This window comes from Mucilaginibacter conchicola (assembly GCF_003432115.1).
GTDB lineage: Bacteria > Bacteroidota > Bacteroidia > Sphingobacteriales > Sphingobacteriaceae > Mucilaginibacter > Mucilaginibacter conchicola.
The window spans coordinates 252,033-267,575 of the sequence record NZ_QWDC01000001.1; the positions used below are offsets into that span (position 1 = coordinate 252,033).

The 15,543-nt window shown below is 42.5% G+C and carries 12 protein-coding genes; 5 read left to right on the forward strand and 7 right to left on the reverse strand.

Annotated features, from left to right (window positions below):
* Positions 1–5 precede the first annotated feature (5 nt).
* Positions 6–2,606 (forward strand): MGH1-like glycoside hydrolase domain-containing protein, encoded by a 2,601-nt coding sequence (locus D0C36_RS01060; protein ID WP_117389742.1) that lies wholly within the window; start codon positions 6–8, stop codon positions 2,604–2,606.
* A gap of 4 nt (positions 2,607–2,610) precedes the next feature.
* Here D0C36_RS01060 and D0C36_RS01065 read toward each other — a convergent pair whose 3' ends face one another.
* Complete coding sequence (locus tag D0C36_RS01065; protein WP_117389743.1) at positions 2,611–3,195, reverse strand: hypothetical protein; 585 nt, start codon at positions 3,193–3,195, stop codon at positions 2,611–2,613.
* Positions 3,196–3,328: 133 nt separating this feature from the next.
* On the opposite strand from D0C36_RS01065, the gene D0C36_RS01070 reads away from it, so the two are divergent.
* Complete coding sequence (locus D0C36_RS01070) at positions 3,329–4,249, forward strand: sugar phosphate isomerase/epimerase family protein (RefSeq protein WP_117389744.1); 921 nt, start codon at positions 3,329–3,331, stop codon at positions 4,247–4,249.
* A 24-nt stretch (positions 4,250–4,273) separates the two neighbouring features.
* On the opposite strand, the gene D0C36_RS01075 is transcribed toward D0C36_RS01070, so the two are convergent.
* The 6 genes from D0C36_RS01075 to D0C36_RS01100 all read right to left on the reverse strand — a co-directional run bounded on the left by D0C36_RS01075 (position 4,274) and on the right by D0C36_RS01100 (position 10,551).
* Complete coding sequence (locus D0C36_RS01075; protein WP_117389745.1) at positions 4,274–4,549, reverse strand: hypothetical protein; 276 nt, start codon at positions 4,547–4,549, stop codon at positions 4,274–4,276.
* 34 nt (positions 4,550–4,583) lie between these two features.
* Positions 4,584–5,099 (reverse strand): DUF4251 domain-containing protein, encoded by a 516-nt coding sequence (locus D0C36_RS01080; protein WP_117389746.1) that lies wholly within the window; start codon positions 5,097–5,099, stop codon positions 4,584–4,586.
* Between the two features lie 239 nt (positions 5,100–5,338).
* Positions 5,339–7,222: a molecular chaperone HtpG gene (gene htpG, locus D0C36_RS01085; protein ID WP_117389747.1), complete on the reverse strand. Its 1,884-nt coding sequence runs from the start codon at positions 7,220–7,222 to the stop codon at positions 5,339–5,341.
* Positions 7,223–7,320: 98 nt separating this feature from the next.
* Positions 7,321–7,839, reverse strand: a complete 519-nt coding sequence (locus tag D0C36_RS01090) for an NADPH-dependent FMN reductase (RefSeq protein WP_117389748.1) — start codon at positions 7,837–7,839, stop codon at positions 7,321–7,323.
* Between the two features lie 17 nt (positions 7,840–7,856).
* Complete coding sequence (locus D0C36_RS01095) at positions 7,857–9,206, reverse strand: sensor histidine kinase (protein ID WP_117389749.1); 1,350 nt, start codon at positions 9,204–9,206, stop codon at positions 7,857–7,859.
* Positions 9,196–10,551 (reverse strand): sigma-54-dependent transcriptional regulator, encoded by a 1,356-nt coding sequence (locus tag D0C36_RS01100; RefSeq protein WP_117389750.1) that lies wholly within the window; start codon positions 10,549–10,551, stop codon positions 9,196–9,198. Before D0C36_RS01100 ends, D0C36_RS01095 begins: the two co-directional genes overlap by 11 nt.
* 276 nt (positions 10,552–10,827) lie before the next feature.
* Here D0C36_RS01100 and D0C36_RS01105 point away from each other — a divergent pair, with 276 nt between their 5' ends.
* From D0C36_RS01105 to D0C36_RS01115, 3 genes are all read left to right on the forward strand, one after another.
* Positions 10,828–12,081 carry an efflux RND transporter periplasmic adaptor subunit gene (locus D0C36_RS01105; protein WP_117391319.1) on the forward strand — a complete coding sequence of 418 codons (1,254 nt, stop codon included), beginning with the start codon at positions 10,828–10,830 and terminating at the stop codon, positions 12,079–12,081.
* Positions 12,082–12,209: 128 nt separating this feature from the next.
* The gene (locus D0C36_RS01110) at positions 12,210–12,887 is read left to right on the forward strand and encodes an ABC transporter ATP-binding protein (protein ID WP_117389751.1); all 678 of its coding nucleotides are present in this window, start codon (positions 12,210–12,212) and stop codon (positions 12,885–12,887) included.
* A 179-nt stretch (positions 12,888–13,066) separates the two neighbouring features.
* Positions 13,067–15,499 (forward strand): ABC transporter permease, encoded by a 2,433-nt coding sequence (locus D0C36_RS01115; RefSeq protein WP_117389752.1) that lies wholly within the window; start codon positions 13,067–13,069, stop codon positions 15,497–15,499.
* Positions 15,500–15,543: the final 44 nt, after the last annotated feature.

Consider the following 15,543-nt stretch of genomic DNA (forward strand, 5'->3'; position numbering starts at 1 on the left):
TAATTATGGGCGCAGAAGCGGATAGATTAAAAACTACAGGCTGGAAACGCTGGGGGCCATACGTAAGCGATCGCCAATGGGGTACCGTACGCGAAGATTATAGCGCCAACGGCGATGCCTGGAACTATATAACGCACGATATGGCCCGCAGCAAGGCTTTTCGCTGGGGCGAGGAAGGTATAGCTGGCATTTGCGACATGAAGCAGTTGCTGTGTTTCTCCGTAGCTTTCTGGAATAAAAAAGACCATATCCTTAAAGAACGTTTCTTTGGACTAAGTAACGCTGAAGGCAACCATGGCGAAGATGTAAAAGAGCAGTATTACTATTTGGATAATACGCCTACGCATTCGTACATGAAAATGCTGTACAAATATCCTCAGCAACCTTTCCCGTACGATGAATTGGTGGCCGAAAATCGTAAGCGTGATCGCAACCAGCCCGAGTATGAATTGATGGATACCGCAGTATTCAATACTGATGATTACTTCGATATTTTTGTTGAGTACGCCAAAGGAGCGATAGACGATATCCTCATTAAAATAACAGTAACTAATCGTAGCACGGAAGCAGCAAAACTAAATGTGCTGCCAACAATTTGGTTTCGTAATACCTGGGAATGGGGCTACGATGATTATAAACCGCAACTGGCCTGCAAAGATGGGTGGATAAACATTGATCACAAGGATCTTGATATATGCAAGCTGATAGCAGAGGGTGAACCCAATGCACTATTCTGCGATAACCACACCAATGCCATACGCTTTGCCGGCACGCATAATGACGGGGCTTTTTATAAAGATGGCATTAACGAATACATTATTAATGGCGCAGATACCGTTAATACAACACGCACCGGTACAAAAGCGGCCTACAACTACGATTTAGAAATAGCCGAAGGCGAAAGCATTACCTTAAAACTGCGCCTTACCCAAAACGAGCAGGCAGGGTTTGCGGATTTTGACGAGATCTTCCAATCAAGACAAAAGGATGCTGATGAGTTTTACGAAGATCTGCTTCCAAACAAGAACGCTCCCGAAAAGGCTATGATAAGGCGACAAGCTTATGCTGGCTTACTTTGGAACAAGCAGTTTTATTATTACGATGTTCATCAATGGCTGGCAGGCGACCCTGCCGATCAAAAACCACCTGCATCGCGTTTGCATGCCCGCAACAGCAAGTGGCAGCATTTTAATAATCGCGGTGATATTATCTCCATGCCCGATAAATGGGAATACCCATGGTTTGCCGCCTGGGATCTGGCATTCCAATGTATAGCATTATCAGGCATTGATATGGCTTTTGCTAAAAATCAGCTTAGCTTACTTATTCGTGATTGGTACATGCACCCTAATGGTCAATTACCGGCTTACGAGTGGGATTTTAGCGATGCTAATCCACCGGTGCATGCTATGGCTGCCTGGAAAATTTATTTACAGGATAAACAGGCCAATAATGGTGAAGGCGATACGTTTTTCCTTGAGCGAATTTTCCACAAACTGATGCTGAACTTTACCTGGTGGGTAAACCGTAAGGATGAGGCAGGCAACAATATATTTGAAGGCGGTTTTTTGGGAATGGATAATATAGGCGTGTTTGACCGTAATACCAAATTCACAGATGGATCGCACCTGGAACAGGTTGATGGCACCAGCTGGATGGCTATGTACTCGCTTAATTTGTTGGGCATGGCAGCCGAGTTGGCTCAGGCTAACAAAGCTTACAGCGACATCGCTTCAAAATATTTTGAGCATTTTATTTACATTGCTGAAGCCATGTCGAGCATGGGAGAGGGTGGGCAGGAAGGCCTTTGGGATGAGGGTGATAACTTCTTTTACGATCAGTTGCGTATGCCCGATGGTAGCGCCATAAAAATGCGTATCCGCAGCATGGTAGGCCTGATACCGCTCTTTGCAGCAGAGTTAATAAACGATATAGATATTACCGACAATCCCATATTTGCCGATAGGCTGGAATGGTTTAAAGACAATAGACCAGACCTTGCCGCATTGGTATCGCGCTGGGATGAGCGTAGCCCTAACGGAAAACACCTGATAAGTTTGTTGCGCGGCCACCGCATGAGTGGGTTATTAAGGTATATGCTTGATGAAAACGAGTTCTTAAGCCCTTACGGTATCCGCTCGCTTTCAAAGTACCATCTGGAGCATCCGTTTAGTATCACTTTGGACGGTAACGAGTTCAGCATAAAATATACACCCGGAGATAGCGATGGCTACATGTTTGGTGGTAACAGTAATTGGCGCGGCCCGGTATGGGTACCATTAAATTATATGTTGATCCAAAGCCTTAACACCTATCATGAGTTTTACGGTGACGATTTCAAAGTTGAATGCCCAACCGGATCTGGCAATATGATGAACCTTAAAGAGGTGGCTAATGAGATCTACAGGCGTATATCCAATCTTTTTTTAACAGATATAAATGGCCATCGCCCTGCAAATGGTACCGATGAAAAGGTACAAACAGATGCCAATTTCAAAGACCATATCCTCTTTTATGAATTTTTTGACGGTGACACGGGTAAGGGGTTGGGTGCATCACACCAAACAGGGTGGACAGGATTAATTGCCAACTGTTTGTACCAGTAAAATATTAGTCCATGTAATGTATAAGTATAGCTTTTTTCAATAAAGGAGAATAAGCTACACTTGCCTGGCCTTCATAACCTTCGCGGTGCTGAAACCTGATGGCTTTTTGATTAGCTTTTATTTCTTCCCATGCAGGTTTATCGGCCGGGTTGGGGTTAGAAAATGCATCTTCAAACTTTTCCCTTTTATCTATTGCGGGTATTTTAAAATGTACCCCATCAAAATAATGCTCAAATATCTCGGTGATCCTTTTGGTCTGTTCATCAGCAGAAATGGATTTGGCATCTATCAAAAGATCTATCGTGGTAAATTTATATTGATAAAGCAGATCGCCTTGAGTATTTTTTATTTCTAATACCGCTTTTGATTTCAGTATATCACTACCCGATACTTTAAGTGTAAAGTTGTCTTTTGCCTGTGTATTTGAGAAATAATGTTGTGTAGAATATTCTTCATTGTATAACGAAACCGTGTCGGTCTTTACAACAGTATCGCTATTGCCTTTATCATTTGTATTTGATGACGATTGATTACCACCACATGAGGCAAGCAATATTAACAAGGCAATGGGCAGGATGTTATTTTTCATAGCTAAAGGTAACCTTTTAAGGACAAAAGGGTTCAAATAAAATAATTGTGTTTACAGGACACAATAAATTTCATTCTATCAAATTATTGATTTAGATTTACTTACCAAGTAATAAATAAACACTAAATCAATTATGAGCTTAAACAGACGCAGGTTTTTACAGAGCGCAGGTACACTGGCGCTTAGCAGTGCCGTATTATCGGGCAAAGCATCATCATTACTTTTAAAACATCCGGTCGGGGTGCAGCTTTTTACTTTCTTTGGCGTTATAGATGAAGATGTAAAAGGTACGCTTACTAAAATAAAAGCTGCCGGATATAGCGAACTGGAGTCGGCATTTAGCAAAAAAGGCGGTTACTACGGGATGAAACCTAAAGAGTTTAAAGCTATGGCAAATGACCTTGGCCTGGTTTGGAAATCGCATCACGTATTGGGGGCTCCATTTAAAATGCCAGCCGGTGCCAAAATGCCAAATGGTGCGGATGGTAAACCAATGGTAATACCACCGATGCTAAACCTTACCGAAAATATGCAACAATTAGTTGATGAAGCTGCCGAAGGCGGCATCAAATATCTTGTTTGTGCAATGGCTCCAACCGGAACCCTTGAAGAGGTGAATGCATCTATAGCTATCTTAAACAAAACAGGAGAAGCGGCGGCAAAAGCCGGGATACAATTTGCTTATCACAACCACGATATGGAATTTAAGGCTATTGGCGATAAGGTACCATACGATCTGTTACTATCGGAAACAGACCCACAGAAAGTTAAGATGGAACTTGATCTTGCCTGGGCAATGAAAGCCGGTAAAAACCCGGTAGATCTGTTTAAAGCACATCCGGGCCGTTTCCCGCTGTGGCATGTTAAAGACCTGGATGCAAGCCGTGAGAATATATTACCTGTAGGTAGCGGCACACTTGATTTTAAACCGGTATTTGCAGCGGCATCAACCGCGGGCATGAAGAGTTTCTTCGTAGAGCATGATGGCCCTAAAGATCCTTATGCAAGTATCAATAGCAGCATTCAGTACATCAGCAAAAACATAAATATTTAACTGATATAAGATGTTTGTACAGGTTTATTGTAAGTAAGCCTGTACAAATTCATCATTACTAATAGTGCTTACCAGGATATTGATATATTGCTTTTGCGGGGCATTGCTATCCAACTCAGAAGAATAGTCTTCTAATACGTCAAGATAGCCAACCGCCTCTTCCTCGTCCTCAAAAAGCAAAATCACATCGCCGTTTAATTCGGTATCAGTACCGTTAGGTGGAGTTGGCAAATCATATTCGGCAAAAATAGTAGTCTTAAATACCGGCGAGCCGTTTTGAGGTATGTCTATCTTAAGCATAACTTTTAAAGTTTATGCTTGTAAAACACGAGCTTTAATTTTTAGTTTTAGGCCGATCTTTTACCACGCCGTCAAATCTTATACTTTGGCGGTTTACGCTATTTATTGATAAGTTAGCATATCCGTTAAAATAAACGTCAAGATACATTTGCACGTTTCCCGGTACATCGTTAGGCTTAATAAAAATACGATAGCCACCTTTTTTAAGATCGTTAACTGTGTAATCAAATTTTGTTGATGTAAATTTTATGCCCGCGTCATTATTATTGTTATAGCCCGCGTTGTTGTACGCCACTCCAAAATATGGTAAAAATGAAGTAACCGTATCCTTAGCAATCGTGATGTCATAAGGCGAGGTGAGAAAACGCTGCCCGCCGCCCATCGGATACATATAATTGGCCTGAAATACAAAGTTTTTAGAATCGACAAGTGCTTTTATCTCCTGCGCTTTTTGAGCAGCTTTCTTTTGTTTGTCAGTTTGTGCATGCGCCGGAGCGGCCAATGTTATTGCCAGAATAACAACAGTAAGTATATTTAATAAACGTTTCATTGTTAATGCTTTATGTAAGTATAAGTAATTTTTAAGTTAGACTGTTTTTGCATGTTTAAGTTTAATTTGAAACAGCATTTTAACCGGGCTTCATAAGTCGATAAATCATCTTATTTATCATGCTTTTATTACAAGATGCAGACTGTATAGAAATTCCATAACCATCATTAAATAAAAAAGCCACCCGTCAGTTAACGGATGGCTCTCAAATTTTACTCCCCCTTCAGGGGGCTGGGGGGCTAAATCAAGTTAACGCTTCGGTTAACAAACTCCGTTAACTCGGCACCGGTTAATAAACCTTGCGATAACAGAGCCAGATCAAATGCCTGTTTAGCTAATTGAGCCTGTTCTTCTGTATTATCGTTATTCAAAATCCGGCTGATCAATTTGTGATTACCGTTCACAATAACTTTATAGTTATCCGGCATGTTGCCATAAAAACCCATACCACCGCCCATGGCTGCCATATCTTTCATACGGCGCATAAACTCATCCATAGTTACGGTAACCGGCAACTCATCAGGATGAAGGCTTTCCAACTCCACACGGTAAGCCGGTTTGTTGATGGCTTTATCAAAGATCTCTTTTACCTGTGCTGTTTGCTCTTCGGTTAAAACATGTTCAGGCGCATCATCTTTTTTGATCAGTTTATCGGCAACATCGGCATCAACGCGTTTAAGCGAAGTTTTCTCCAATTTTTGCTCTAACTGACTGATGAAGTGATTATCGATAGGAGAGTTCATCAGCAACACATCGTAACCTTTTTTATTGGCCGATTGGATGAACGAATCCTGCTTATCAGCGTCATTGGTGTAAATGTAAACTAACTGGCCATCTTTATCTGTCTGCGTACCTTCAACTTTATCTTTGTACTCAGGTAGTGTAAAGTTCTCTTTTGCGGTATTGGTTAACAGGACGAAATCTTTTGCTTTATCATAGAATTTCTCATCGCTGATGGCGCCATATTTCACAAACAAACCAATGTCGCTCCATTTGTCTTCGTAAGCTTTGCGATCGTTTTTAAATAGTTCAGCCAGTTTATCAGCCACTTTTTTGGTGATATAGCTATTGATCTTTTTTACGTTGCTATCGGCCTGCAGGAAGCTGCGCGATACGTTCAGCGGGATATCCGGTGAATCGATAACACCATGCAACAACATCAGGAACTCCGGAACAATATCTTTTACTTCCTCGGTAATAAACACCTGCCGCGAGAATAATTTGATCTTGTTTTTCTGGAACTCAAAATCGTTCTTCAGCTTAGGGAAGTACAGTACACCGGTAAGGTTGAAAGGATAGTCAACATTAAGATGAATCCAAAACAATGGGTCTTCGCTGAACGGGTAAAGTTCTTTATAGAATTTCAGGTAATCCTCATCCTTCAACTCATTAGGAGATTTCGTCCAGATAGGATTGGTATCGTTGATGATATTATCAACGGTAACCGTGGTGTATTTTGGTTTGCCTTCTTCGTCAACACCATCCTCAACGCTATCTTCTTTAGTGCCAAATTTGATAGGCACAGGTAAGAATTTACAGTATTTATCAAGGATCTCCTGTAGCTTGTGTTCGTTCAGGAACTCTTCAGATTCCGCATTAATGTGCAGGGTAATTTCGGTACCGCGCTCTTCCAGGTTACCATCGCTTATCTCAAATTCGGTGCTGCCATCGCAGATCCAGTGGGCTGGCGTAGCGCCATCCTGGTAGCTTAAGGTTTCAATTTCAACCTTATCAGCCACCATAAAGGCAGAGTAGAAGCCCAAACCAAAACGACCGATGATCTCATTAGCATCTTTAGCTTCTTTGAATTTCTCCATAAACTCAGTAGCGCCCGAAAAAGCTATCTGGTTGATGTATTTTTTGATCTCCTCAGCCGTCATACCAATACCGTTATCAGATATGGTAATGGTCTTTTTGTCGGCATCAAAGGCAACTTCAACGCGCAGGTCTCCAAGTTCGCCGTTGTATTGACCAAGGGCCGCAAGGCGTTTTATTTTTTGAGTAGCATCTACTGCATTTGATACCAGCTCGCGCAGAAATATCTCGGTATCAGAGTATAAGAATTTTTTAATGATGGGAAAAATGTTCTCGGTGTGTATCGAGATGGTTCCTTTTTCTTGCATTTTATTGAGTGATTTTTAGTTTGACTAATTGTAATGCAAACTCAATATCAATGCATGTTCCAAAGGGTAGGGAGTGGACAAATTGGCAGAAGGATTTGCTATGCGTTGATCACCTTGCCAACCAAGTTTCTAATAGAGACATCCGTTTCCCGGTCAATGATATTCCCTTCGCCATTCATCTTGGCCCTGATAAATGGAATTAACAGTGTGCCGCCCTGAATTATATTTGCAGACAATGCACCCAGCGTAAGCAGCAAAGCCTCGTGCGCATGCTTACCTACCGATGATGCTGTTATTAATGCCAATGGTTTATCAACCATTGTGCCTGCGCTCACCGTCCAATCCAAAGCATTTTTAAGCTGGCCAGGTACACCAAAAGTGTATTCTGGCGTACAGATGATAACTTTATCTGCTGATGCGATCGCCTCTCTGAATTTTACTACGATTACAGGCGGTTCATCGTTATCTAAACCAGGGTCAAAGGGTGGGATAGATACTAGTTCTTCGTAAATGGTATAGTTAATATCCTGAGGCAACAACGCCCCGATATATTCGAGAATACGATGATTGGATGAGCCTGCTCGCAGACTACCTGGTATGGCTAAGATTGATGGCATGGCGCTAACCTAACAACTTACACCGGGAACGTCATAATAAATGCAGAACCTTTACCCTCTGTTGACTGTACCTGGATATTGCCTTTATGCAACAACATAATTTGCTTACAAAGGCTTAAACCGATACCGCTGCCTGTTTTACGGGTGCTGAAGAACGGGATAAAGATCTTGTCCAACAGCTCAGGCGGCATACCTACACCATTGTCTATCACTTTTACCAATAGTTTACCGCCTTGCAGCTCAGCCTGCAAAATAATTTGTGGTTCCTCACGGTCTTTAACTGCCTCAATAGCGTTTACCAGCAGGTTGATCAATACCTGGTCTAAGAGATTAACGTCGGCTTCAATGGTAAGGGCAGGGTCGCGCAGGATGATGTCGAGTTCGATGTTCTTTTTCTCCAATGATGGTGTCATCAGGGTGTTCAAGTTCTCAAACATATCGCGCACCAGCATACGGGTAAGGTCAAGCTTGGTGATCTTGTTGAGGCTGCGATAGCTTTCGGTGAATTTCAACAAACCATCACTACGGCGTTTAATGGTATCAATGCCGAGACCGATATCTTCCAGGTCGCCATGCTGTAACTGTTCAGTTATTTCAGGGTCTTCCAATCGGTTCTTCAACGTATCCGCTAAAGATGATATAGGAGCAACCGAGTTCATGATCTCATGCGTCATTACGTTCAGGAGTTTAGACCATGCTTTTGACTCTGTTTCGTCCAAAGCCTCGCTTACATTTTGGAAAGCGATGAGTTTATACAATTTGTCTTCGCTTCGCATCACGCTTGCGGTAACCAGCATTTTAACCTGTTGCTGATCGCGGGTTATGGTCAATACCTGCCCTTCGCCAGCTTTTAGTTTCATTACGTTGGTGTACAACTCGGCCTCGCGCTTCTCAAGCGAGTGGATGGTTTTCAGGTAAGGTACACCTATCAGGTTTTTAAAAGCTTCATTTATCCAGCTTATTTCGCCGGTTTCCTGCTCATAACTTATTATACCTGTATCAACAAGCTCCAAGATCTTCTGCAGATATTGATATTGTGTTTCACGCTCACGACTAATTACTTTAAAGGTGGTATTGATATCATTGAAACCTTTGCGCAACGGTTTAAGCTCGGTAGGGGCTTTGCGCACATCAAAATGCCGCGAGAAATCACGGTAATGGATAGATTCAACAAACTGATTTACCTCATCCTGTGCCTTCTTGTTGAAACGGATCAGATCTAACACTGAATACACCACCAATGGGATAGTGATCACCGTAAATAAATACTGCTGAAGCTCAAATATTACCAATACAGTAGCCGTGATGGCTATAAACAACAGTGCAACGCGCAGCACCAGCCGCCATTCGTAACGATTAAATATCATACTTACTCAATCTGCGGTAAAGTGCGGTACGTGTTAAGCCAAGTTCTTTGGCGGCACGGGTAATGTTACCGTTATGTTTGTCTATCACTTTAAGGATGGCGTTCTTTTCTAAAGTGCTTAGCTGGATGTTATCCTCATCAATAATACTCTCGGTTGGCGCCTCTAAAACAGAGAAGATAAGGTCGTCGGCTTTTAACAGGCTGTCATCGGCCATAATTACGGCACGCTCAATGGTGTACTGTAGTTCGCGTACGTTGCCGGGATAACTGTAGCTGCGCAGTTTGTTAACGGCAGTATTATCAAAATCGGCAGCAGGTTTCATGTACTTGGTGCTGTACATTTTGGCAAAATGCCTTGCCAGCACCACAATATCCTCGGCACGTTTGCGTAGCGGCGGCATGTTTATCTCTACAGTATTGATACGGTAGATCAAATCTTTCCTGAACTTATTCTCGTTAGCCAGTTCCTGCAGCGGAACGTTGGTAGCGCATATCAATCGGATATTGATATCCACGGCCTTATTGGTACCCAAACGTGTAACCTGACGGTTCTGTAATACAGTAAGCAACTTAGCTTGTTGCTGCAGGCTGATGTTACCTATCTCATCCAGAAACAACGTACCACCCTCGGCTTCCTCAAAGCGGCCCATGCGGTCTTCCCGCGCATCCGTAAAGGCACCTTTTTTATGACCAAATAATTCACTCTCGAAAAGAGAATCGGTCAGCGCGCCAACATCTACTTTTACAAAAGGCTTATCAGCACGTAAAGAGCGCTCGTGAATGGCTTTAGCCATCAGATCCTTACCAGTACCGTTCTCGCCGAGGATAAGAATATTGGCATCGGTAGGGGCTATCTTATTTACTTTGTGGAATATATCTTCCATCACTTCAGATTCACCCAGTATTGAGGTTTGGCCGGTGCTGCTTTTTGATGATTTGGTGGTTTTAGCACCACCTTCTTTTTTCTCCAGCAGGTCGGTTATCGTATCTATCAATTTCTCGTTATGCCACGGTTTAACCACAAAATCGTTGGCACCTTCTTTAAGCGAGCGTACAGCCAGGTCAATATCGCCGTAGGCTGTTATCATGATAACGCAAACGTTGGGTTTCCACTCTTTTATTTTACGCAGCCAGTAAATACCCTCGTTACCAGTGTTAATGGCGCTGTTGAAGTTCATATCAAGCAACACCAGGTCTATGGTGTTCTTTTGCAGCAGCCAGTTAAGGTTCTCGGGATTTTTCTCCGTTATAATTTCCTGTGTAAGAGGTTTAAGCAACAGTTTAACCGCGGTAAGTACATCCGGGTCGTCGTCAACTATTAATACGTTGGCTTTTTTAAGTATCATATAATAAGGTAAATCAGCTTAAATACATCTGCAATTTAGTATTTTGACTGCTAAATATCGTACCATTTATAGTATAAAGGCTATTATACTGTAAATCAAACGGCATTGACTGATATTAAAATTGAACAGCTTCAAAGCATTGTATCATAACCGAACACTTGCTGTAACAGAAGCGTACGGTGGATTATAGATATTTTGATTTAATTTATTGATAATCAATATTTTAATTTGTGGCATGTGTTTTTGTATTCACATACCAAACATTATACAAACAACGTGGATAGAGTTATACAAAAAAAGAAATGGAGCAACAAACGCCTAATGACCATAGCAGGTGTTACGGGCGTTGTGGTTTTAGTTGCCGGCAGCATATTTTTCACATCGGGTAAAAGTAAATTGAACGTTGATACAGAACGCATTACTGTAAGCGAAATTAAAAAAGGCCCGTTCCAGGAGTTTATTCCGGTTAACGGCGTGGTGATGCCGCTTACAACTATATATCTTGATGCCGTTGAAGGCGGACAAGTTGAAGAGAAGTACGTAGAGGATGGTGCCATGCTTAAAAAAGGCGACCCGATATTAAAGCTTTCAAATATAGATGAGGAATTAAGCCTTGCATCGCAGGAATCGGCAGTATTTGGCGAGCAAACGCAAATGCAGATAGCACACAACAACGCTCAGCAAAATACCGTTTCCAAGCTTAATCAAATGGCAGATGTTGACAATGCTTTTAAGGAAGCAGAACGTGTTTACCTGCTTGATAAAAGCCTTTATGAGCAAAAAGCTATCGGTTTACAAGAATACCAGGCTGCAAAAAACAACTATGACTATCAGGTACGTCGTAAACGTTTAACCACACAGATCCTGAAACAAGATACAAGCCTAACTCAACAACAAGAGCAACAGGCTAAAGAGCACTATGCTCAGATGAAAAATGCTTTGACCCTGATGCGTAAAAAAGTAGGTAGCTTAACCTTACGCGCACCTATAGATGGTCAGTTAACTTCGATGGATGCCGAGGTTGGCCAGAACAAAAATAAAGGTGAACACCTGGGCCAGATTGATGCTCAAAACGGCTTTAAAGTTAGGGTTGATGTTGAGGAGCACTACCTGTCACGTATCTACAACGGCCTTATGGGCGACTTTGTATTCGCTGATAAAACATATAAACTAACCATCAAAAAAGTTTATTCGCAAATCACCAGCGGCCGTTTCCAGGTTGATATGGAGTTTGTAGGCACGGTGCCAAAAGGCATCCGTAAGGGACAAACCTTACAGATCCGCCTGGCATTGAGCGATGAGACTACCGCATTACTTGTACCTCGTGGTGGTTTCTATCAGCAAACCGGCGGTAACTGGATCTTTAAAGTGAGTGAAGACGGTAAAACGGCTTACAAAACTGATGTACAGATCGGTCGCCAAAACCCTGATTACTTTGAGGTACTGCAAGGCTTAAAACCTGGCGACAAGGTAATTACCTCAAGCTACGAGAACTACGGCGACATACAGGAACTGGTACTCAAACAATGACGAAATTAGCGTGCAACGAAAATGCGTTGAGCTGCGTCTAATAAACAGAAAAAACGAAATTAAAACATAAATCACAATTAACAACAAACCCGCCCGCCTTAAACAGCGGGTAGGTTTAAGGAGGCCAAATGATAAAAATTACTAATCTTGAAAAGTTCTACCGTACCGAAGAGGTAGAGACCATTGCATTAAACAAGCTATCGATGCATGTTGATACCGGCGAGTTTGTGGCCATAATGGGCCCGTCTGGTTGTGGCAAGTCAACCTTGCTTAACATCCTGGGTATGCTGGATGATCCTGATGAAGGCAGCTATGTTTTCAATGATATCGAGGTTGCTCATTTCAACGAGCGCAAACGTGCCGACCTGCGTAAACACAACATTGGCTTCGTGTTCCAGAGTTTTAACCTTATCGATGAGCTTACTGTGTTTGAAAACGTTGAGCTTCCGTTGATCTACACCGGTGTTAGCGCTGCAGAGCGTGTTAAAAGGGTAGAAGAGGTGTTGGATAAAATGCAGATCATGCACCGTCGTAATCACTATCCGCAACAGTTATCGGGTGGTCAGCAACAGCGTGTGGCAATTGCCCGTGCGGTTGTAAACAAACCAAAACTGATACTTGCGGATGAGCCTACCGGTAACCTGGATAGCAGCAATGGTAACGATGTAATGGAACTTTTAACAGACCTTAACGAGCAAGGCACAACCATTATCATGGTAACGCACTCTGAGCACGATGCCCGTTATAGCCACCGTATAATCCGTTTATTAGACGGACAAACCGTGATGGAAAACATCATGGTATAATCTACTGATCTTTAGTTAATAATATAGTTAAGTGTGCCTCCTGCTTACTCCCTCTGCCGCCCGAACCGGCAGAGGGGTTAGCTTGAGATTTGCCCAATTTTTATCACAATTTATAGGTATAAGTGCTTGTTGGTTTGGATAGATGGGGTTAGTTTTTTAAGATCTTAAAATAGTCTGCCATGATTAAAAACTACATAAAAACCGCTTTCAGGAGCCTTTACAAAAACAAGGGCTTTACCACCATAAACATTTTGGGCCTGGCCCTCGGCCTGTTATCCTGCCTGTTAATTGTATTGTATGTTGTTGATGAGCTTAGCTTCGACAAATACAACGTAAACCATGACCGTATTTTCCGCGTAAACGAAGACCTTAAGCTTGGCGATAACAAGGTAGACTATGCCGTAGCCATGCCCCCTTTGGCCAAAACCATGAAGGCCGAGTATCCTTACGTGGTTGAAGCAACCCGCATAAAAGCCGCAGGTACTACGCACGTTAAAAAAGGCGATCTTACCGTGGTAGAGAACCGCATTGCCTTTACAGATGCATCTATTTTTAGTGTATTTACACTGCCTATGATAAGCGGAGATCCTAAAACCGCACTAAAAGACCCAAACACTGTTGTACTTACAGAAACAACCGCGCTAAAATATTTTAACACCACAGATGCGGTTGGTAAAACCATTGTATTTAACGAGAAAGAGAACTTTAAAGTAACCGGCGTTATTAAAGATGTACCAAAGCAATCGCACTTTAACTTTGACTTCTTTGTATCGCTGGAGTCGTTTCCTGATAGCCGTTCAAACGAGTGGCTGCGCAGCGATTACAACACTTACGTGTTATTGAAAGACAAACATTATGCAAAGCAACTGGAAGCCAGCTTCCCTGCGTTTTTGCAGAAATTCAGCGGTGCTCAAATGCAGTCTGAACTGCACATGAGCTACGATCAGTTTGAAAAAAGCGGAAGCTATTTCAGAATGAACCTTACCCCGCTGGATGATATCCATCTGAGATCTGCCCGTACCGGCGAACTTGGCCCTAACAGCACAATTCAGTACGTTTATATATTTTCTGCTATCGCGATATTTATTTTGCTGATAGCCTGCGTTAACTTCATGAACCTCAGCACCGCCCGCTCTGCTAACCGTGCAAGAGAGGTGGGTGTACGCAAAGTATTAGGTTCATCGCGCCAGCATTTGATCTTCCAGTTTTTGGCAGAGTCGGTAATGGTTACCCTTTTTGCAACCATTATCGCATTATTTGCTTCAATTGCTTTATTGCCTTTATTTAACCAGTTGGCCGGTAAAGAGATCGTGCTTACTGTTCAAATGTTAACATGGATCATCCCTGTTCTATTTGCCATTGTGGTGATAGTAGGCGCTTTGGCAGGTTCATATCCGGCATTCTTCCTGTCGGCTTTCCAACCTATCGCGGTATTGAAAGGCAAACTATCTGCAGGTTTTAAAAGCAGTTTTCTGCGCAATTTCCTGGTAGTATTTCAGTTTGGGGTATCTATACTGCTCATTATCGGTACGCTGGTTATCTATAATCAACTTAACTTTATCCAAACCAAAAATTTAGGCTATAACCGCAGTCAGGTTTTGGTGGTGCAAAATGCCTACGAACTGGGCAACCAGGCATCAATATTTAAACAGGAACTTACCGAACTGCCGGGCGTTAAAGCCACCACCATGACCGGCTTTCTGCCAACATCTGGCTGGAAAAATACCCGTATCTTCTTCAAAGATGCATCGCTTAACCAAAAGCAATCTATGTTCCCGCAAACCTGGGATGTAGATGCAGATTGGATCCCTACGCTTGATATGAAAATGGCACAGGGCCGCAATTTTGATAAAAACATTGCTACCGATTCATCAGCCGTGATCATTAACGAAGCTGCCGCTAAATTCCTTGGTTTTAATGATAACGCAGTAAATAAAGAGCTGTACCAATCCTTAGGCGGTAAAACCGAACTCGCTAACACCAAACTGTATCATGTGGTAGGTGTGGTTAAAGATTTCCACTTTAATTCACTGCGTGAAAAAATTGAGCCGGTAGTATTGAAACTCGGCCAAAACATTGGTGCTTTGAGCATCAGGGTAAGTTCAACCAATTTACCTGCGCTAATGAGCCAGATAAAAGCTAAATGGAGCGGTTTATCACCGTCGCTGCAGATCAACTACTCGTTCATGGATCAGGATTTTGATACTATTTACAAAAGCGAGCAACGCGTGGGTGAGATCTTTGTCATATTCACTACACTGGCTATCATAATTGCTTGTTTGGGCTTGTTTGGCCTGGCAGCTTACGCGGCAGAGCAACGCACCAAAGAAATAGGCATACGCAAAGTATTGGGCGCCGATGTAACCTCGATAGTATCCATGTTGTCGAAAGATTTTGTGAAACTGGTTGTGCTGGCCTTAGTGATATCTGCGCCACTTGCCTGGTACTTAATGAACAAATGGCTGCAGGATTTTGCCTATCGCGTACAAATACAATGGTGGGTAGTTGCCGCAGCAGGAGCAGGTGCGATACTGATAGCAGTGGTAACCATCAGCTTCCAGTCGATAAAAGCGGCACTGGCCAATCCGGTTAATAGTTTGAAGGATCAATAGCCTTTAGTGATTAGAGATCAGGCTTTGCATCGGGAATTTTAGGA